Source organism: Micromonospora sp. NPDC050276, assembly GCF_044459545.1.
In the GTDB taxonomy this organism is placed as follows: domain Bacteria; phylum Actinomycetota; class Actinomycetes; order Mycobacteriales; family Micromonosporaceae; genus Micromonospora.
The window spans coordinates 453,899-473,575 of sequence record NZ_JBITJA010000003.1 but is presented as its reverse complement, the minus strand read 5'-3'; the positions used below and the strand labels follow the sequence as shown (position 1 = coordinate 473,575).

Here is a 19,677-nt window from a genome sequence, read left to right as displayed (position 1 = left end):
CTCAGCTCTCCTCTCCGAGCCGAAGCACCTCACCGAGGCGCAACCGGCGGTTGTTCAGGGCCTCGACGGCGACCGCGAAGCCGAGGGCGACCGCCCCGAGCGCGAGCACCGCGGCGACCAGGCTGGGCTCGAAGGCCACCCGCACCGGCACACCACTGGTGAACGCGGACAGGCCGAGCACCGGGTTGAGCAGCAGGGGCAGCACCGCACCGACCAGCGCGCCGGTCAGCACCGACACCGCGACCAGCGGGGTCAACTCGACCAGCAGCAGCCCGCGCCACTGCCGGCGGGACAGGCCGAGGGTGCGCAGCCGGGACAGCACCTGGCCCCGGGCGCGCGCGCCGGCCAGCACGGTGAACGCGATGGCCAACAGTCCGAGCACGGTGCCGCCGACGGCGCCGGCCACGAACCCGAAGGCCAGCACCCCGTTCGCCCCGCCATCGCCGAGATCCCGGCGGACGTCCGCCCGGGTGTCGACGGTGACCCCGAGCGGCCGTGCCGGACCGGTGACCGCGCCCTCTCGCTGGTAGCGCTCCTGCCCCTGGTCGCCGGCAACGCGGAGCGCCTCCGCGTCCAGCGAGTCCCCGGCGACCAGCAGGCTCGTCGGCACGGGTGTGGTGGTGCGCTCCGGCAGGGCCTGCCAGGGCAGGATCACGAACCGATTGTTGTTCGCCGCCAGCAGCGGGAAACCGTCCTCGGTGCCGGCCACCCGGAACTCGTACCGCTGGCCCTGCACGGAGATGAAGGCGGAGTCGTCCAGCCCGACCTTCGCCAGGTCGGCTGCGACCGCCGGTGAGACGATCGCCGGTAGCGGCCCCGGGCTGGGCAGGGCGGTGCGCAGCGCGGTCGGAATCGACAGGTCCACCTGGGATTCGTGGGCCACCATGTCCAACCCCGAGCCGTCGACCAGCAACACGTCCGTCTGCCCGATGGCGGCGTCGGTGCCGAACTCGTCGGCCGCCAGCCGCTCATCGTCCTCGAACAGCACCCGCGTGACGGCCCGCACCCCCGGGAGCCGGCCCAGCTCGTCCATGGTGTCGGGCGCGAAGCGCTCGCCGCGGATCACCGCGTCGGCGGGCACGATCTGCGCGGCGGCCCGTTCCCGGCTCGCGTCGACACCGGCGGCCACGACCGCGCAGAACGCCGCGGTGCCGATCGCCAGCACCACCACGACCAGCGGGGCGGCGACCGCCGCACGGCCGGCACGGGCCGTGCCGAGGAAGGCGACACTGCCCCGGGTCCGCGCGGCCAGCCGGCTGACCAGCAACAACGGCCAGGGGTACGCGCGCAGCGCGAGCACCGCCGCCGCGATCGCGAGGAGCACCGGCACCGACACGAGCAGCGGGTCCACCTCGCCGAGCGTCAGGCCACGTCGGCGCAGTAGCACCGCGGCGAGCCCGGCCAGGAGCAGCAGGGAGACCTCGGCGGTGAGCCGCCGGGCCGACGGGCGCACCCGGATCAGGTCGCGGCGGGCCGCCGCGCCGGCCGGTACGGCCAGCGTCGCCACCGGCAGCGCCAGCGTGACCAGCACGGTGGCACCGATGACGTACGGCGTGATCGGGTCCGGGGCACCGGGGAACAGGGTGCCCAGCCACCAGCCCACCACGGCGGCGATCGGTACCACCAGGACCGACTCGGCGAGGCTGCGCCGGGCGCCGGCGGTGGCCGCGCCCCCACGGGCGCGCAACAGCACGAACTCCGAGCGTCGCCGTCGGGTGGCGAGACTGGCCGCGAGCACGATGAGCCCCGCCAGGGTGGCCAGTACGCCGGCCGAGATCACCGCGAGCAGGGTCCGGGCGGCGCCGATCTGGGCGGCGAACGCGCGCAGCGGAACGTCGACGCCCTGGGTCAACGTGAGCCCCGTCGGCTGGTTACGCTGCATCACCTGCAAGCCGTCGATCAGCTCGTCCAGCTTCTGTGCGTCGATCCGGTCGACGCCCAGTCGGTACCGCCAGGTGGACTGGATCGGCCAGCCCGCCGCGGCCCGCTTGTTGAAGACCGACTGCGCGACGACGCCGAACACGGTGAACGGCATACCGTCCCCGGGTGGTTCGATGACCTGCAGCAGCTGTGGCAGCCCGTCCCAGATGCCATTCGCGCGGTCGACGGGGCGGAACAGTCCGGCCACCACCAGCGGGGCAGCGTCGACGAGTCTGCCCTTGTCATCGGTGTTGCCGATGCGCAGTTGGCTGCCGGCGCGCAGGTTGAGCTTGCCGGCCACCTCCGCGTCGAGCGCCACCTCGATCGGTCGGCCGGGCACGTACGTCTCGCTCGGCCATGCCCCCTCGACGAGGGTGCTCGCGCCCTGGAGGTCGGGCATGGCCCGCAGGCCCAGGTCGACCAGCAGGTTGCGTGCCGCGAGGTCCGGCCCGACCACCCGGGCCGGCGGGTTGTCCACGGTGTACCACCGCTCGGTCACCGCCGACCGCACCCGCGGCGGCATCTCCCCGGCCAGAGTGTTGAACCGCTCGGTGGCGCTGCCCACCGCCGTGTTCTTCGACGTCGCGCTCACCACGCTGGTGGTGTACGAGAGGTCCCGGCGGGCGGCCGGCTCGCTGTTGAGTTGCGCCCGTAGCCCCTGTTCGGCGAGTCGGTTGACCAGCCGGGGCACTCCGCTGATCAGCAGCGTGACCACCAGGGTCAGCACCGCCAGCAGCAGGAACTGCCCCCCGTATGCCCGGACCCGCCGGACGGCCGCCCCGACGCTCATCGTTCTCCCCCGATTCGCAGCTGCACCGCCGCCACCCGCTGACGGATGCCGGTGGCGATGAACGCGCTGAAGGCGAGCGCCGCCAGCAGCAGACCGACCGCGGTCAGGCCGATCGGCACCCAGGGCAGCGCGAACGTCGCCGGAGGAACCGGCCGGCCGGCGGCCGGGGTGAGGATGACCAGCGGGGCCATGGTCGCGCCGACCGCGGCGCCCAGTAGCAGCCCAACGCTCACGCCGATGCCGGCGAGGAAGGTCTGTTCGGCCAGCAGCGCCCGAGCCATCAGCCGGGGCGTGGCGCCGAGAGTGTGCAGGACCGCGAACTCGCCGAGCCGGCGCCGTCCGGTGGCCCACACGTCCACCATCAGACCGACGAGGGCGAGCAGCACCGCGCCGAGCGCGGCGGCGAGCATTCCGGTCCGCGAACCGCGCCAGTACGGGTCGTCGGCGGCGGCCTCGATCACCGCCTCCCGGTTGAGCACGGTGACCCCCGGCAGTTCGCTGGCCCCCCGGGCTGCGGCTGTCGCGTCGGCGGTGCCGACCCACCATTCCGGTACGGGTCGCACCGTCCCGTCCGCCCGGATCAGCGTGTCGACCGCGGCCGGCAGGTCCAGCAGCACGCCGGCCCCGGTGGTGGTCGGCACCGCGCTCAGCTCACCGACCAGGTGGACCCGCACTGTCGCCCCGGAGAGCGTGAGGTCGACGGTGTCACCGACGCCCAGGCTCAGTGCCTCCCGTACCTGGGGGGTCATCAGCACCGGTACGGGCTTGTTGTCCCCACCCGGCACGATGGAGAACCGGGTGGGCGGCTGGTACGCGAACTGGCCGCCGGGGATCACCTCCACGGCGTGGACCGCGGCGAACCCGGTCCCGGTGGTCTGCACCGGTGTGGGTTTCGCGCCGGGGGCCGTCATCACCCAGTCGCCACTCAGTCCGGCGGGCCGGGTCGTGCCGTCGGCGTTGACCACCGTCAACCCGTCCAGCTGGAGTCGGTAGGCGTTGCCGGCCGCCAGCCCGCCGTCGGCTTCGAACCCGGCCAACCGCAGTCGGGTCCCGCCCAGGTCGGGCAGCTGCACGGTGAACCGGGTGGCCCGGCCGTCACCGTCGGCGTTGGCCGCCGGCAGCCGCAGGGCGAGCCCGTCGGAGCTGGTGATCAGCAGCGTCACCGCGACCCGGACCTGCCGGGCTGCGCTGCTCACCGGGGTACTGACCGTGCCGGTGATGGCACGCGCTCCGGCGGGCAGTTCGACACCGGCGGGAACGCCGCGCTCATCGATCATGCGCCGGTACTGCTCCGAGGCCGAACCGTCGCCGAGACGGTCGGCGAGTCGAACGACACCGGGGGCGCTGGCCGGGTCGACGCCGATCACGGTCACCGGCAGGTCCGCCCGGCCGATTCGTACCTCGTCCCGCCACGCTGGCAGCACCCGGCTGACGCCCGGCAGCGCGGCGAGCTGGCCGGCCCGGGTTGGCGGCGCGGCACCAGCCCGTTCGGTCACCCGCAGGTCGGCGCCGACCGTGTGCCCGGCCTGCTCGACCTGGGACCGCTCCCCCGTGCTGATCAGGGACCAGGCCAGGGTGCTGCCACCGACGGCGAGGGCGAGCAGCAGGACCGGGCCGGCGTGCGGACGGCGACCGGCCTGCCACATGCCGAACATGGTGGCGGTCCAGGGGCGCCGGTCGACGAACCGCTCCGCAAACCGGGTGAGCGGCGGGAGTACCCGCAGCGCCAGCACGGCACCGGCCAGCACGCCGAGCGTCGGGGCCGCGACGAGCAGCGGGTCGAGCCCGAGCCGGCCGTTCGAGCCGGCCAGCGGCGAGGCGTACCGGCGTAGCTGCACCCAGGCGAGCACGGCGAGGGCCACCAGCACCAGGTCGACGCTGGCCCGTTGGACGCTCGCCGCCCGGTTCGGCCGGGATCGGGCCGCCATGTCGGCGACGTACGTGCCGGCGCCGCGCAGCGTCGGAAGGACCATGGCGACGAGGCAGCCGGCCGCGGTGGCCGCTGCCGCCGCCCAGACCAGTGTGGTGTTGCCACCGGCGGTGGAGAGGTCGCTCGACCCGCCGGGTCGGACGTACCGCAGTGCCTCGGCGGCGATCAGCGGCCCGAGGACGGCGGCCGGGGCGACCACCAGGGTCGCCTCGCGGGCCGCCAGGCCGGCCAACTGCCGACGGGCGGCGCCGCGGGCGCGCAGGAGCGCGGTCTGCGGGCGGCGGTCCTCGTGCAGCAGCGCGGCGACCAACACCAGCGCGTACCCGCCGAGCACCAGGATGAGCAGCAGCGGGGTGGCCAGCGAGGAGCGACCCACCAGGTCGGCGCGGGCGATCCGATCCAGCAGCTGCTCCATCTTGGTCACCGCCTGCCCGGAGCTGCCCAGTTGGGCGGCCTCGGGCACGGCCGAGGCCGCCTCGGTGAGGGCTTTCCGAACGGCGGGCAGGTCGGCGGTGTCGACGCCGCCGAGGTCCGGTTGGGCCAGCCAGGACGCCGACACCGAGCCCGGGAAGGTGGCCACGAAATCGGCCTGGTCGAGCGTGAACGGCCCGTACGAGGTGCCGGAGCCGACGCTGCCCGTCCCCACCCCGGGTGCCAGCAGCCAGTACGCGTCGGTCGGGTCGCGGGGCCGCCAGGTGCCGGCGAGCACCAACTCCCCGCGCCGTTCGGTGGCCCGGTCGCGCACCGGGACGCGCGCACCGACGGTCAGGCCCAGGGCGCCGGCGACTCGCTCGGGCAGGCTCACCTGGACGGGGTTCGCCCCGGGGCGGGGCCAGGCGCCGCTGGTCAGCTCGACGTGGCCGGCGAGGTCGTCGAGCGTGGCCAGGCTCGCGAAGACCGGTTCGTCGTCCGGACGCGGGACCTGCCCGAGGTCGCCGGTCAACTCCCGGCCGGTGCCGTAACGGGCGGCGACGACGCTGACCGGGACGCCGGCGAGCCCGCCGGCGAACCCGGCTCGGACCGCCTTGTCCCGGGTGGTGAACTCGGCCGCGTCCCGCCCACCTGAGCCACTGACCAGAAGGCCGCGCTCCTCGGCCGGTGAGGCGGCAACGAGAGCCCGCTGCCCGGCGTCCACCGCCCGACGGTTGTAGTCGGACAGCCCGGTGACCAACGCGACGGCGACGAGGGCGGCGATCACCGCCGCGACCAACAGCCCTCGCGCTTCGCGGGCCCGCCTCCACACCAGCTTCATCCGACGCCTCCCCTGGCCCTGGCGGGCCGACGACCATCAAGACAGGTCACCCACCGGGAAAGGTTCGCGCCCGTTACATGATCGTTATTGCGGAGAGGTCAGCTCGGGCCGGTTCACGCCGGGCGGCTAGCTGCCGCCACGAAGGTTGCGGATGCCGAACACCACCGCGCCGAGCACGAGGAGAACGCCGAGGAGCTGGAGGCCCGGCGAATCGTCGGCCTCCCCGTGCACGATGCCGGCGACGCCGAGCGCGACCACGAGAACGGCGACGACGGTCAGGACGTATTTCATGAGGTTTCCTCCTCGACCCACTCCAGCAGGTCTCCGGGCTGGCAGTCGAGCACTCGGCACATCGCCTCGAGGGTGCTGAAGCGGACGGCCTTGGCGCGGCCGTTCTTCAGCACGGCCACGTTGGCTGGGGTGAGCCCGACCTGCTCGGCGAACTCACCGACGCTCATCTTGCGCTTGGCCAACTCCACGTCGATGCGGACGACGATGGGCATCAGATCACCGCTTCCATGTCGGTGCGCAGCGTGGTGGCCTGCCGCAGCAGCGCCCGCATCACCACCATGAGGAGGCCCAGCACGCTGACGCCCACCGTCAGGAGGAACAGCAGGAGGGGCACTCCCGGGTCGTCTGCGTTGAAGCCGACCCAGAGGAAGACCCCCACGAGCACCACCCACCCGGCGGCGATGGCCCAGACGATGGCGTCCACCCACTTGAGGGACGCCTCGGTGAAGATGCGGTCGTTCTTGACCAGGCTGAGCAACTGCCACGTCGCGACGATGACCACTTGGACGCACAGCACCCAGAACACCGTCACGGCGGTCGCCGGCCAACGCAGGTGGGCGTCCTCTGGTGACTGCTCAGCCATGTAGGCGAACTGACCGGGCAGCGAGAGGGTCTGGAACACGACCAGGACCCCGAACAGCACCACGAGAAAGACTCTGAGAGCGGCGACCGCTCGATGCTCAGTAACCATGCATCGAGTTTCGCTCGTTACCTATCGAATGTCAATCGGTCTGCTTCGGTGGGGCCGGTCGCTGGGTCATGGCCGTCGGCGCCCGCCGTGGGAGGCGATCAGCGCGTCCACGACGGCCCCGGCGTCGGCGTCGGCCACGTCCGCCGGGTACTCCGGCAGCAGGTCGTCCCAGGCGATCAGCCACGACCCGAACAACTGGGCCTGCCCCTCGGGCCGAGCGAAGAACCAGACGTGCAAATGAGCGCCGCCATCCCCGAAGCGGTAGACGTGCGCTCGCGAGATGTGCGGCAGCGCCTGCATGTGGCGAACGAGCCGGGTGCTCAACAACCCCAGTTCGGCGGCCAGTTCGTCCGGGAGATCCGCCATGTCGTGGTGATCGAGCGGCAACAGCATGAGCACCAGCGGGACGCCCACCCCCGGAATTCGGGTCAACCGCCAGCGCTCGTTGAACCAGATCCCCTCGTCCCGATTGCGGCAGGTATCGCAGTCCGCCGGGTCCTCGCCGCGCCGCGCCGGCTCCGGCAGCACCGGAGGCCGCAGCTGGGACACTCGAAGTCCGTCCGGCTCGAACGGACTGATCTCCCACCCGGTCATCCGCGCCAGGGGAAGGCGGCGATCGTCGTCGGCGGCGGCGACCGCGCGGTCGTAGACCTCGTCCGGTGGTAAGGCCATGCGGCACAGACTAGTCCGACAAGATCCACATTGGTCGACGACAGATCGTCACTGGGCGGCAGACCATCCGAAGGCCCGCCCCACACCCTCAGCCGCTGTCCGCCTACGTCCGTCGGTGGTAGCGATTGCGGCGCGGGACCCGCTCGGGGTCGAGCCAGGCCGGCGGCACGAACTCCGGATGCCCGTCGTCACCGAGGCGGACCATCCACTCGGTCTGGTGGACGTGTCGGTGGTGGTGGCCGCAGAGCAGCACCGCGTTGTCGAGGCTGGTCGGGCCCCCGTCGGCCCAGTGCAGGATGTGGTGGGCGGCGCACCAGCGCGGCGGCCGGTCGCAGCCGGGGAAGGCGCACCCGCCGTCGCGGAGCACCAGGGCTCGTCGCAGCGGACCGGTGATCAGGCGGCGTTGCCGGCCGACGTCGAGGACCTGGCCCGCGCCGCCGAGCACGGCCGGCAGGACGGCGGCGTCGCAGGCGAGTCGGCGCACCGTGTCCGGGGTGAGCCGCAGGCCGATGTCGAGGGCGCCGGCACCCAACTGCCGGGTCAGCCCGTCGTAGTCGACGGTGACGACAATCTGGGCCGGGTCGCCGCCGTTCTCGGGCAGTTCGCCGGCGCGCAGGGCGAGCCGGCACACATCGGCGAGCGCGTCGTGGCGACGCTGCCCGGCGCAACGGCTGTCGTCGGGGCCGGTCGGTGCGCTGAGCGGGTCGATGACGGCGCGCAACAGCGCTGCGGCTTCCGCATCCAGGACACCGCTGAGCCGCAAATGCCCGCCGGTCTGCTCGGAGATGGTGACGTGCCGGTCGCGGGCAGCCCGAGCGGCCTCGGCGGCCAGGGCCGCCGCATCGGCGGCGTCGGCGAGGTCAGGGGCGACGTGGTCGAGAATCCGGGTGCCCATCCGGCGCAGCAGGGTGGGGTCGAACTGCCCGGCCCACTCCGTCAGCACACCGACGGCCTTGTCGGCCACCTCGGCGCCCGCCCAGGTCGACACCGTGGCGGCCGTGTCGGCGATGACCCGGGCCTGCTCCGCGCTGACCAGCCCAGCCGCCAGGGCCGCCCGCACGGCGGGCGGGGCCACGTCGACCGAGGCCGCGAGATCGACCAGCCGACGAGCGGCGGAGACGTCGAGGCGCAGGCGGTGACGCAACCACACCGCCGTCGAGGACGCGCCCTGCGCGACCGCGGTGCCCCGACCGTCCAACTCGCGGACCGCGGCCAACTGCACCGCCGTCAGCCGCTGCTGCAACCGGTGCGTGGCATCGAGCACCGCGATCAGATCGTGCTCGGAGAGGGCCCAGGCCGGGGCATCGGCGCAGGTCGCCACCGCACTCTCCGCCCGCGCCAACTCATCGATCACAAGCAAATTCTAGAACAGGTGTACGACAACTTCCGCCCGCCGCGCAACGACGCACGGGTCACACCGCCGCGACACGTTCCCGAGCATCGCCCGGATCTCCGCCACACCAACCAAGTCGATCTACATGGCTTGTCAACTCTTCGACGCGACAGCCGACCTGCTCAAGCTCAACCCCGACCCACGGGAGCTGTTCGACAGGTTCCTGGCCTGCACGGCTCAGCCGCGCCCGTGACGCAGCGGGTCGGTCACGGGCTCGCTGGGGTGCGCTTGGCGCGGCTGGGCTGCACCCGCTTGGGCTCGCCGGGCATCTTCGGATGGTCCGGCGGGTACGGCAGGTCGCCCTGCCCGGCGGCGGCGTCGCGCTCGGCCCACTCCAGCAACGGGGTGATGTCCCACGGTGCGTCGTCGATGCCGGCGTGCGGATCACCCCGCTCGGCGAGCCGGGCCGGCACGGTACGCAAATCGAAGTCGTCCGGGTCGACGTCGGGAAGCTCGTCCCAGGTGACCGGGGTCGAGACGGTGGCCCGCGCGTTGGCCCGCAGGGAGTATGCGCAGGCGATCGTCCGGTCTCGGGCCATCTGGTTGAAGTCGACGAAGACCCGCCTGCCGCGCTCCTCCTTCCACCAGGCGGTGGTGACCAGATCAGGGTTGCGGCGCTCCACCTCCCGGGCCAGCGCGATGGTGGCCCGGCGCACCTCGGTGAACGTCCAGCGGGGCTGGATGCGCAGGTAGACGTGCACGCCCCGACCGCCGGAGGTCTTCGGCCAACCGGGCACACCCAACTCGTCGAGGAGCGCGCGGACCTCACCGGCGGCCCGCGCCGCGTCGGCGAAGTCGGTGCCGGGCTGCGGGTCCAGGTCGATGCGCAGCTCGTCGGGCTGGTCGACGTCGGTGGCGCGCACCGGCCACGGGTGGAACACGATGGTGCCCATCTGCGCCGCCCAGGCCACGTGGGCCAGGTCGGCCGGGCAGAGCTCGGCGGCGTTGCGGCCGCTCGGGAAGGTGATCTCGGCGGTCGTCACCCAGGGCGGCACCCCTCGGGTGGGCACCCGCTTCTGGAAGAACGCCTCACCCTCGACGCCCTCGGGGAAGCGTTGCAGCGTGGTGGGCCGGTCCCGCAGGGCGCGCATGATCCCGTCGCCGACGGCCAGGTAGTAGTGGAAGACGTCCGCCTTGGTGAAGCCCCGCTGGGGGAAGATCACCCGGTCCGGACTGCTCAGCCGTACGCTGTGCCCGGCCACCTCGACCTCGGTGACAGCTGCCTTGGTGCCCGCCATCTCGCGACCATATGCCACGCCTCCGACGTTCGACGTACCGTTGACGGGTGAGTCTTGACGACAATGAGCTGCCGAAGACCGAGGACGAGTGGCGGGTCCGGTTGACCCCCGAGGAGTTCCACGTCCTGCGGGAAGCCGGCACCGAACGCCCGTGGACCGGCGAGTACGTGGACACCAAGACCCAGGGGGTCTACCACTGTCGCGCCTGCGGGCTGGAGCTCTTCTCCAGTGACACGAAGTTCGACTCGCACTGCGGTTGGCCGAGCTTCGACGACGCCATCCCGGGCCGGGTCAAGGAGATCGAGGACCGCAGTCTCGGCATGGCGCGTACGGAGATCCGCTGCGCCCGCTGCGACAGTCACCTCGGGCACGTCTTCCACGGCGAGGGCTTCACCCCGAAGGACACCCGGCACTGCGTCAACTCGATCTCGGTCCGGCTGGAACCTCGCTGACCAGAGAGCCGCTCAGGGCGTACCCCTGAGTAGGTCGACCTCGGCGGTCCGGGACTGCTCGATCCGCCGGGCCAGGTCGCGGACCCGCTCGTTGCGGCCGACGTCGACCTGGGCTCGGGCCAGGTCGGCCGCGGCTTGCTGGTGCTCGGCGAGCACCTCGCGCAGCACGCGGTCGACGTCCCCGGCCGGCGCGGTGCGCAGCCGGTCGAGCGCGGCGTCGTCGCCGTGCCCGTCGTGGTGGTGTGCGGCCGCGCTGGCGCCCGGCCCGGTCGTGGGCAGCCAGCCGCGCATCGCGGCCAGTTCGTCGGCCTCGGTCGCCTCGATCGCGGCGGCCAGGGTGCGCAGTGCGTCTTCGCGCACCCGGTCCCGGGAGAGCCGGACGATCTGCAGGGTGCGTTCGCTGTGCCCGACCATCGTGCTCAGGAACACCACGTCGATCCCACTCATCGCGTCCCCGTCGGCCGGGGACGCCGCGTCCCCGGCCGCCGCCGAGCCGGCCGGGGACGCGGGGGCTGGCTGCGGCAGGGCCGACGGGCTCGACGTGGGCGATCCGGCGCAGGCGCCGGTGAGCAGCAGCGCGACGACGAGGAACGCCAGCGGGGTACGGCGGGGCATGCCGGTTGCTCCGTTCACGCGAGAGCGGCGACACACGGGTGCGGCCACCGGCCACACCCGTGCGGTCAGACCTGAAGCCAGAGCGCCGGCACGTTCGGGGGCTCCCAGCCCGGGATCGCGGTGTGCGCCTGCCGGCAGCGGTACGTCGCTCCGCCGTAGGTGACCTGGTCGCCGACCTGGTACGCCCGGCCCGTCGTCCACGTGCCGCCGGTGGCGGGCGGGGTGGTCGGGGTGGCGGTCGGGGTGGGCCGTGGGGTGGGTGAGGTGGTCGGGGTGGGGGTCGGATTCGACCCGCCGCCGCCGATCTGCACGTCGATGCAGGAGTAGAAGGCGTTCGCCGTGTCGGAGATGTTCCACACCGCGAGGATCTTCTGCCGGCCGGAGAAGCCGCCGAGATTGACGTTGTGCGACACGGTGGCGCCCGGCTGCTGGCCGTTGCCGTTGACCACGCCGACCCGGGTGTTGCCGATCCAGTACTCCCAGTTGCTGGTGGCGTGCCGGGCGGTGTTCACCCACGTGAAGGTCAGCGAGCTGCCCACCGAGGTGGCCGGCCAGCCTCGACTGTCGTCGTTGAGGACGGCGAACTGGGCGATGCCGGCGTTGCAGCTGCGCAGGCCCTTGGGCCCCTCGACGCTCTGCGGCTCGTACTTGATCTGCCCGCAGTCGGGCACCCGGCCCTGCGCGCAGAGCGCCTGCCGGCTCGGCGGGGCGGAGACGTAGCCGTGCGCCTGCGCGGGGGCGGCGACGGTGAGGGTGGCGGCGACAGCGCCCGCCGCCACCAGCGGGATGGTGATTCTTCGACGCATCGAGGCAGCTCCTTTTCCAGGTGCGGGAGGTGCCCCTCAAAGTAATTTAAACATTGTTAACAGTAAAGACTCCCATCGATAAATCCATCGATGGTGGCAGTTTTCTTCCTCAGAGCCGGAGCAGGCTGCCCCGGTCGTCCACCTGGTCGGCCGAATCATCGTCCAACCAGACCCCGCCGGTGCCGAGGTACCGGAAGCGGTACTCCCCCGGCGGCAGCTTCACGGTCACCGTCCGCGTCCCGTCGCGGCGCGCCACCAACTCGTGCCGGCCCGGCTGCCAGCCGTTGAAGGAGCCGACGACGCTCACCGGGCCGGGCGGGACGTCGCGGGGCAGGCAGAAGGTGACCCGGGTCTGGTTGCCGAAGAGCCTGTTGCGCTTGATCACGGTGATCCTCCGGGGTTTGCGGCGGTTCACCTGGCATAACGGGCAACACGCCGACGCCGACACGCCGCCGAGGCGTGCAGGCAGCGACGTTCCGCCGCGCGTCGTCGCGGCCTGGGGGATTCTGTAGGTACTTGTCCACTTAATGGAGGTTTTCGGTGGCAACCTGCGAGGTCTGCGGCAACGACTACTGGATGGCGTTCGAGGTGCACACCGTCAGCGGCGACGTGCACACCTTCGACTCGTTCGAGTGCGCGATCCACCGGATGGCACCCATCTGCGAGCACTGCCAGGTCAAGATCGTCGGGCACGGCGTCGAGGTCAACGGACGGTTCTTCTGCTGCGCACACTGCGCCCGCGCCGTCGAGGGCACGGTGGGCGCCGAGATCCGCGACGCCGTCGGCGCCCGCCCGGCCTGACCACGCCGGTCCGGCCGCGCCCCGGCCAGACCGCCGATCTGCGGTACGGTCGTCGCCATGCGGCCATTCCTGGGCGTCCTGCCCCCGCCGCGCTCCTGACCGGAGCGCCGCGCCTCTCGCCGACCGGGTGACCTGACCCGGCTCGGCCACTTCGCCGTACGCGCTCCGTCGACGTCGTCCCCGTCAACGGCTCACCCTTCGGAGCGCTTCCGTGTCCACCACCCGCACCGCGCTGCCGGCCGCCCCGGCCGCCAGCCTCGCCGCCCGCAGCGGCCTGATCCAGATCACCGTCACCGGCGTGCTGTGGGGCACCACCGGCGTGGCGGTGCAACTCCTGCGCGAGGGCACCGGGCTCAGCCCGGTGAGCATCGGCTTCCACCGCCTCGCCATCGCCGCGCTCGTGCTGCTGGCGTGCACCGCCGGCCGACTGCGCACAGTCGTGGCCGCCCTGCGCGCCGCACCCGTAACGCTGCTGCTCACCGGCGTCGGACTCGGCCTCTACCAAGCGCTCTACTTCGCCGCCGTGGCCTGGGCGGGCGTCAGCGTGGCCACCATCGTCAGTCTGGGGCTGGCCCCGGTGCTCGCCGCGGCCTGGGAGTCGGTACACGCCCGTCGGCTCCCCGGCCCGCTGCGACTCGCCACGCTGGTCGCGGCGGTGGCCGGCCTCGTCCTGATCACCGCCGCCACCGAGCACCCCGGCGCAGCGGCGCCCGCCCCACTGCTCGGCCTGCTCGCGGCGGCCGGCTCCGGCCTCGGGTACGCGGTGACCACCCTGCTCAGCCGGCAGGTGTCGCAGCGCACCACTCCGATGACGCTGACCACCATCTCCACCGTGGTCGGCGCGCTGACCCTGGCACCGTTCGCGCTGGTCGCCGGGGTCAGCGTGGCGGTGCGCCTGGACACCGTGGCCCTGCTGCTGCACCTCGGCGTGGTCACCACCGCGGTCGCGTACGCGTTGTTCTACGCCGGGCTGCGCACCACCCCGGGCAGCGTCGCGGCCGTGCTGACCCTGCTCGAACCGCTCACCGCCGCCGCGCTGGCGGTGGCGCTGCTGCACGAGCCGCTCCCGCTGCCGGTGATCGGGGGCGGCGTCCTGCTGCTCACCGCCGTGGCCGCCACCTACCTCGCGCCGGACCGGGCGGACGGCAGGTGAACCCGACCGACCTACCATCGGTGGATGCCCCAGCAGACCACCGAGATCCGGACAGCCTCCTTCGCCGACCTGAACGCCCGCACCTTCCACGACCTCCTCAAGTTGCGCATCGACGTGTTCGTGGTGGAGCAGCACTGCCCGTACCCGGAACTCGACGGGCGGGACGTGGAGCCCGGCACCCGGCATCTCTGGCTGACCGACGGCGGCGCGCCGCTGGCGTACCTGCGGATCCTGGCCGACCCGGACGGCACGGCCCGGATCGGTCGGGTGGTGGTGGCCCCGACGGCGCGCGGCGGTGGCCACGCCGGCCGGCTGATGACCGCGGCGCTGGAGGTGGTGGGCAACCGGCCCTGCGTGCTGGACGCCCAGTCGCACCTCGTGGCGTTCTACGCCCGGCACGGCTTCGCGGTCAGCGGCCCCGAGTACGTCGAGGACGGCATCCCGCACACGCCGATGCGCCGAGAGGCAATTGACGGCTGACAATCCGGCTGGCATGGTGCCGGGTAGAGCCATCGCGGGAGCCAGCGATTAGGCACGGGAGTGGGCAACTCCCGGCAATCCGGGTGTCGACGTCCGACCTCATCCCCCCGGGGGCTCCATGTCCACGCTCACTCGACCACGACACGTGCTCTGGCTGTTCGCCATCGTCGCGGCCACCACGCTTCTCTTGACGGCCGCGCTCACCACCATCCTGACCCAGCCCGCCTCGGCGCACGGGTCGGTCGTCGATCCGGCATCGCGCAACTACAGCTGCTGGCAACGCTGGGGCAGTGACTTCCAGAACCCTCGGATGGCCACCGAGGACCCGATGTGCTGGCAGGCCTGGCAGGCCGACCCGGCCGCGATGTGGAACTGGAACGGCCTGTTCCGCGAGGGCGTGGGGGGCAACCACCAGGCGGCCGTCCCCGACGGCCAGCTGTGCAGCGGCGGACGCACCCAGAGCCCTCGCTACAACGCGCTGGACACCGTCGGCGCCTGGAAGACCACAGCGGTGTCGAACAACTTCCGGCTCCGCTTCTTCGACCAGGCCAGTCACGGCGCCGACTACATCCGGGTGTACGTGACGAAGCAGGGCTTCAACTCGACCACCCAGCCGCTGGGCTGGGGCAACCTGGAGTTGGCGGGCCAGATCGGCAACACCCCGGCCTCGCAGTGGGACCCGGACACCGGTGGCGTCTCGATCCAGATCCCGGTCAGCGCGCCGGGTCGCACCGGGCGGCACATCGTCTACACCGTCTGGCAGGCGAGCCACCTGGACCAGTCGTACTACCTGTGCAGCGACGTCGAGTTCGGCGGTGGGACGACCACCCCGCCCACCACTCCCCCTCCGACGACCCCGCCGCCCACCACTCCCCCGCCCACCACGCCTCCGCCGACCACCCCGCCGCCGGCCGGTGCCTGCACGGCGACGTACCAGATCACCGGTCAGTGGTCCGGTGGGTTCCAGGCCGACGTGAAGGTGACCGCCGGCGGTTCACCAACCCGAGGCTGGTCGGTGAGCTGGAACTACAACAACGGCCAGCAGGTCACCTCGTCGTGGAACACCACGGTCAGCACCAACGGCACGCTGGTCACCGCGCGCAACGTCAGCCATAACGGCACACTCGCCGCCGGAGCGAGCACCACGTTCGGTTTCCTCGGCTCGTGGAACGGCAGCAACCCGGTTCCGCTGGTCTCCTGTACGACGACCAGTTGATCCCCGTCCGGCGCCGCACCCGGGCGGGGGTGCGGCGCCGGCCGGCGGAAATGCGGTGGTGCCCGGCGATCCGTCCGGGCACCATCCCCGCATGATCGAGATAAGGGTGCTCACCCCCGACGACTGGCCGACCTGGCGTCAACTGCGACTGGCCGCCCTGACCGAGGCACCGGAGGCGTTCTGCTCTCGGCTCGCCGACTGGCAGGGCGACGGCGACCGCGAGCAACGCTGGCGCGACCGGCTGAGCATCCCCGGCTCACACAACGTGGTGGCCCTCCTGGACGGGCGTCCGATCGGGATGTCGAGCGGTGCACCCACGGCGGACCCGCTGGTGATGGACCTGATCTCGATGTGGGTGCACCCCGACGCACGCGGCAAGGGTGTCGGCGACCGACTGGTGGAGGAGGTCGCGCGCTGGGCCCGCGAGCGCGGCGCCGATGGGCTACGGCTCAGCGTGATGTCGAACAACGCGCGGGCGAAGGCCCTCTACCACCGCGCCGGCTTCCGAATGATCGCCGGCAACCTGCCGCCCGCCCCCGAACAGGACATGCTCCTCCCCCTCTAACACCCCCCACCTCCGCGATCTTGCACTTTCTGTCGTCGTTACGCGGCTTACGCCCTTTTCGTCGCGACAGAAACTGCAAGATCGCGGGGCGGGGGTGGGGGTGGGGGTGGGTGGGGGTTAGAGCAGGCAGTTGACGATTTCGGCTACTGAGCGACGGCGGCCGGTGTAGAACGGCACCTCTTCCCGGACGTGTCGGCGGGCGCCGGAGGCACGCAGGTCCCGCATCAGGTCGACGATCCGGTGCAGTTCGTCGGCCTCGAAGGCGAGCATCCACTCGTAGTCGCCGAGCGCGAACGAGGCGACCGTGTTGGCCCGCACGTCCGGGTAGCCGCGAGCCATCTTCCCGTGCTCGGCCAGCAGCTCGCGCCGCTCGGCGTCGGGCAGCAGGTACCACTCGTAGGAGCGGACGAACGGGTAGACGCACAGGTAGGGGCGGGCCTCCTCGCCGGCCAGGAACGCCGGGATGTGGCTCTTGTTGAACTCCGCCGGCCGGTGCAGGGCCATCTGCGACCAGACCGGGGTCAGCGCCCGGCCCAGCGTGGTGCGGCGGAACCGCAGGTACGCGTCCTGGAGCGCGTCGCTGGACGCGGAGTGCCACCAGATCATCACGTCCGCGTCGGCGCGCAGACCGGAGACGTCGTACACGCCCCGGACCACGACGTCCTTGCCGGCCAGCTCGTCGAAGAGGGACACCACCTCGCCGGTGACGTTGTCGCGTAGCGAGGGCAGCGGGGAGCTGGCTCGGAACACCGACCACATGGTGTAGCGGATGCTGTCGTTCAGCTCCCGCAACCGGGCCGCGTTGGTCTGCTCGGTCATCTCGCCGATCCTCCCAGTGCTGTGATGATCTCTTCGGCCGCCGTCTCGCCGGAGCGGACGCAGACCGGAATGCCGACGCCGTCGTAGCCGGCGCCGGCGAGGACCAGGGTGGGGTGCGTTGCCCGCAACGCCGTCCGCGCGGCGGCGAGCCGGTCGGCGTGCCCCGGCGCGTACTGCGGCAGCGCCCCGCCCCACCGCTGCACGTGCCCGTCGACCGGGGCGGGCAGCGGGGTGCCGAGCACCGCCGACAACTCTCGGTGCACGGTAGCCGCCAGGTCCGCGTCCGGGCGCTGCAGGTGCGCCTCCTCGCCGTACCGGCCCACCGAGGCGCGCACCAGGGCCAACCCGTCCGGCCGGCGCAGGTGCCCCCACTTGGTGGTGAAGAAGGTCGCCGCCTTGATCAGCAGGCCCTCGGTGCTGGGCACCAGGAAGCCGGACAGCTCGGGCAGTCGCGGTTGCGGCAACGCCATGGTGACCAGCGCGACGCTCGCGTAGTCCAACGCGCCGACGCCCGCCGCCACCGTCGGCGCGGGGCCGGCGAGCAGCCGCGCCGCCGGCCGGGCCGGCACCGCCAGCACCACGGCGTCCACGTCGATCAGCTCAGGGGCGCGGGTCGGGCCGACGGTGAGTCGCCAACCGGCGTCGGTCGGGGTCAGCTCACGCACGGCGGCGTTCCGCCGTACCGTCGCGCCGCTGGCCGTCACCGCCGCCTCGACCAGGGTGCTCAGCCCGCCGGCCAGCGTGCCGAAGACCGGGGCGCCGGGCGCGCGTGGCGCGGCGGCCTGTGCGGCCCGGACCGCGCCGGTCAGGGTGTGCTCCACCCGGGCCGCGCGGGCCAGTGCCGGCATCGTGGTGACCAAGGAGAGATCGTCGGCGCGGCCCGCGTACACGCCGCCCAGCATCGGGTCGACCAGTCGCTCGACCACCTCGTTGCCGAACCGGGACCGGACCAACGCACCCACCGAGACGTCCGCGTCCGGCCCGACCAGCGGCCGACCACCGTCGGCGTCGGCGTCCGCGGCCGGGCGGGCGACCGTGGCCACCCGATCCAGATCCCCGGGTACGCCCACCAGCGTGCCGCCCGGGATGGGGCGCAGCCCGCCGTCGATGACGAGCGCGGCCTGCCCCACCGTGGGGTGCACGATCTTCTCGGCCAATCCGAGCCGGCGGGCCAACGCCACCGCCGCGCTCTCGGCTCCGGTGGGGTCGCGCATCAGGAACGACTCCGCGCCGAACTCCACCGGCTGACCCGCCAGCTCCCCGGTGCGCAGCTTTCCGCCCAGCGCGCCGGACTGCTCGTACACCGTGATCTCGGTGCCGGCGGGCGCGCGGTCGCGCAGGCGGACCGCGGCGGCCAGCCCGGCGATCCCGCCGCCGACCACCGCCACCCGCCAGGGCTTGCGCATCGCCTTCTCAGCCCTGGTCGGCCCGGCGGCTGGAGAGCTCGTGCACCAGCGCGACCACCCGGGTCAGCACGTCCGGGTCGGTCTCCGGCAGCACCCCGTGGCCAAGGTTGAACACGTGCCCGGGGGCGGTCCGACCCTGCTCCAGGATGCGCCGCACCTCGGCCTCGACGACCGGCCACGGCGCGAGCAGCACGCATGGGTCCAGGTTGCCCTGCACCGCCTTGTCCGGGCCGATCCGGTCGGTGGCCACGTCCAGCGGGGTACGCCAGTCGACGCCGACCACGTCCGCGCCGGCCTCGCCCATCGCGCCGAGCAGTTCGGCGGTGCCCACCCCGAAGTGGATCCGGGGCACCTCGGCGTGCGCCAGGCCGCTCAGCACGGCCGTCGAGTGCGGCAACACGAAACGGCGGTAGTCGGCCTCGGAGAGCGCCCCGGCCCACGAGTCGAACAGCTGCACGGCGGACACGCCGGCCTCGATCTGCACCCGCAGGAAGGCCAGCGTCACGTCGGCCAGCCGGGCGCAGAGCGCGTGCCACAGTTCGGGATCGCCGTACATCAGGGCCTTGGTCTTCGCGTGGGTGCGCGACGGCCCGCCCTCGACCAGGTAGCTCGCGAGGGTGAACGGCGCACCGGCGAAACCGATCAGCGGGGTGTCGCCCAGCTCGACCACGAGCTGCCGGACGGCCTCGTCGACGTACGGGACGTCCTCGCGGGTGATCGGGCGGATCCGCTGCACGTCGGCGGCGGTGCGGATCGGCTCGGCGACCACCGGGCCGGTGCCCGGCACGATGTCCAGGTCGATCCCGGCGGCGGCGACGGGCACCACGATGTCGCTGAACAGGATGGCCGCGTCCACGCCGTGTCGGCGCACCGGCTGGAGGGTGATCTCGGTGACCAGCTCCGGGCGGCGGCAGGACTCCAGCATCGGCACGCTCGCCCGGATCTCCCGGTACTCGGGAAGGGAGCGGCCGGCCTGGCGCATGAACCAGACCGGGGTGTGCGGGACGGGCCGACGTCGGCACGCCCGGATGAAGGGCGAGTCGGCCGGTCCGCCGGGGCGGGAATCTCCGTCTCGGGCGACAGTGCCCGTGGTGTCCGTGGTCATCGCCGCAATCGTGCCACGCCCGCCACCCCCACCCGGGTGGGGGTGAGAGGAAGGGCACCGTTCCGCGCCGCCGCGTTGGCGC

20 protein-coding genes are annotated in these 19,677 nt (G+C 72.8%); 6 read left to right on the top strand and 14 right to left on the bottom strand.

The genetic code is table 11. From position 1 onward, the window contains the following. Position 1: 1 nt before the first annotated feature. The 8 genes from ACIBF8_RS08245 to ligD form a co-directional block, all read right to left on the bottom strand. Positions 2-2,710 (bottom strand): FtsX-like permease family protein, encoded by a 2,709-nt coding sequence (locus ACIBF8_RS08245; protein WP_396781641.1) that lies wholly within the window; start codon positions 2,708-2,710, stop codon positions 2-4. Then, positions 2,707-5,892 (bottom strand): FtsX-like permease family protein, encoded by a 3,186-nt coding sequence (locus tag ACIBF8_RS08240; RefSeq protein ID WP_396781640.1) that lies wholly within the window; start codon positions 5,890-5,892, stop codon positions 2,707-2,709. The genes ACIBF8_RS08245 and ACIBF8_RS08240 overlap by 4 nt, the downstream gene beginning before the upstream one ends. Before the next feature lie 126 nt (positions 5,893-6,018). Continuing rightward, positions 6,019-6,183 carry a hypothetical protein gene (locus ACIBF8_RS08235; protein WP_396781639.1) on the bottom strand — a complete coding sequence of 55 codons (165 nt, stop codon included), beginning with the start codon at positions 6,181-6,183 and terminating at the stop codon, positions 6,019-6,021. Next, positions 6,180-6,395, bottom strand: a complete 216-nt coding sequence (locus tag ACIBF8_RS08230) for a helix-turn-helix domain-containing protein (protein ID WP_396781637.1) — start codon at positions 6,393-6,395, stop codon at positions 6,180-6,182. The genes ACIBF8_RS08235 and ACIBF8_RS08230 overlap by 4 nt, the downstream gene beginning before the upstream one ends. Beyond that, on the bottom strand, positions 6,395-6,874 hold the full coding sequence (locus ACIBF8_RS08225; protein ID WP_396781636.1) for a DUF2975 domain-containing protein: 480 nt from the start codon (positions 6,872-6,874) through the stop codon (positions 6,395-6,397). Before ACIBF8_RS08225 ends, ACIBF8_RS08230 begins: the two co-directional genes overlap by 1 nt. Positions 6,875-6,940: 66 nt before the next feature. Beyond that, on the bottom strand, positions 6,941-7,546 hold the full coding sequence (locus ACIBF8_RS08220) for a hypothetical protein (protein WP_396781635.1): 606 nt from the start codon (positions 7,544-7,546) through the stop codon (positions 6,941-6,943). A 103-nt stretch (positions 7,547-7,649) separates the two neighbouring features. Continuing rightward, positions 7,650-8,900 (bottom strand): DUF222 domain-containing protein, encoded by a 1,251-nt coding sequence (locus ACIBF8_RS08215; RefSeq protein WP_396781634.1) that lies wholly within the window; start codon positions 8,898-8,900, stop codon positions 7,650-7,652. A gap of 245 nt (positions 8,901-9,145) precedes the next feature. Beyond that, positions 9,146-10,177, bottom strand: a complete 1,032-nt coding sequence (gene ligD, locus ACIBF8_RS08210; protein WP_396781633.1) for a non-homologous end-joining DNA ligase — start codon at positions 10,175-10,177, stop codon at positions 9,146-9,148. Positions 10,178-10,224: 47 nt separating this feature from the next. Here ligD and msrB point away from each other — a divergent pair, with 47 nt between their 5' ends. Next, positions 10,225-10,629, top strand: a complete 405-nt coding sequence (msrB, locus tag ACIBF8_RS08205) for a peptide-methionine (R)-S-oxide reductase MsrB (RefSeq protein ID WP_203152073.1) — start codon at positions 10,225-10,227, stop codon at positions 10,627-10,629. Between the two features lie 12 nt (positions 10,630-10,641). Here the strand turns inward: msrB and ACIBF8_RS08200 are convergent, their stop codons facing one another. From ACIBF8_RS08200 to ACIBF8_RS08190, 3 genes are all read right to left on the bottom strand, one after another. After that, entirely contained in the window at positions 10,642-11,244 is a 603-nt protein-coding gene (locus ACIBF8_RS08200) for a DUF305 domain-containing protein (protein WP_396781632.1), read from the bottom strand. A 65-nt stretch (positions 11,245-11,309) separates the two neighbouring features. After that, positions 11,310-12,050, bottom strand: coding sequence for a lytic polysaccharide monooxygenase (locus ACIBF8_RS08195; RefSeq protein WP_396781631.1), 741 nt, complete (start codon positions 12,048-12,050; stop codon positions 11,310-11,312). Between the two features lie 109 nt (positions 12,051-12,159). Further along, entirely contained in the window at positions 12,160-12,435 is a 276-nt protein-coding gene (locus ACIBF8_RS08190) for a glycoside hydrolase (protein ID WP_396781630.1), read from the bottom strand. A gap of 155 nt (positions 12,436-12,590) precedes the next feature. Between ACIBF8_RS08190 and ACIBF8_RS08185 the strand changes: the two genes are divergently transcribed. The 5 genes from ACIBF8_RS08185 to ACIBF8_RS08165 all read left to right on the top strand — a co-directional run bounded on the left by ACIBF8_RS08185 (position 12,591) and on the right by ACIBF8_RS08165 (position 16,265). Next, positions 12,591-12,851 (top strand): hypothetical protein, encoded by a 261-nt coding sequence (locus ACIBF8_RS08185; protein WP_030488659.1) that lies wholly within the window; start codon positions 12,591-12,593, stop codon positions 12,849-12,851. 211 nt (positions 12,852-13,062) lie between these two features. Then, positions 13,063-14,004 carry a DMT family transporter gene (locus tag ACIBF8_RS08180; protein ID WP_396781629.1) on the top strand — a complete coding sequence of 314 codons (942 nt, stop codon included), beginning with the start codon at positions 13,063-13,065 and terminating at the stop codon, positions 14,002-14,004. 24 nt (positions 14,005-14,028) lie between these two features. After that, the gene (locus ACIBF8_RS08175; RefSeq protein WP_396781628.1) at positions 14,029-14,484 is read left to right on the top strand and encodes a GNAT family N-acetyltransferase; all 456 of its coding nucleotides are present in this window, start codon (positions 14,029-14,031) and stop codon (positions 14,482-14,484) included. 118 nt (positions 14,485-14,602) lie between these two features. Beyond that, the gene (locus ACIBF8_RS08170) at positions 14,603-15,700 is read left to right on the top strand and encodes a lytic polysaccharide monooxygenase (RefSeq protein WP_396781627.1); all 1,098 of its coding nucleotides are present in this window, start codon (positions 14,603-14,605) and stop codon (positions 15,698-15,700) included. A gap of 91 nt (positions 15,701-15,791) precedes the next feature. Further along, entirely contained in the window at positions 15,792-16,265 is a 474-nt protein-coding gene (locus ACIBF8_RS08165) for a GNAT family N-acetyltransferase (protein WP_396781626.1), read from the top strand. Positions 16,266-16,382: 117 nt separating this feature from the next. Here the strand turns inward: ACIBF8_RS08165 and hemQ are convergent, their stop codons facing one another. From hemQ to hemE, 3 genes are read right to left on the bottom strand one after another with little or no spacing between them, the layout of a single operon-like run. Continuing rightward, entirely contained in the window at positions 16,383-17,084 is a 702-nt protein-coding gene (gene hemQ, locus ACIBF8_RS08160) for a hydrogen peroxide-dependent heme synthase (protein ID WP_396781625.1), read from the bottom strand. Further along, positions 17,081-18,490 carry a protoporphyrinogen oxidase gene (gene hemG / locus ACIBF8_RS08155; protein WP_396781624.1) on the bottom strand — a complete coding sequence of 470 codons (1,410 nt, stop codon included), beginning with the start codon at positions 18,488-18,490 and terminating at the stop codon, positions 17,081-17,083. Before hemG ends, hemQ begins: the two co-directional genes overlap by 4 nt. A 7-nt stretch (positions 18,491-18,497) precedes the next feature. Then, positions 18,498-19,595, bottom strand: a complete 1,098-nt coding sequence (gene hemE / locus ACIBF8_RS08150; RefSeq protein WP_396781623.1) for a uroporphyrinogen decarboxylase — start codon at positions 19,593-19,595, stop codon at positions 18,498-18,500. Positions 19,596-19,677 lie beyond the last annotated feature (82 nt).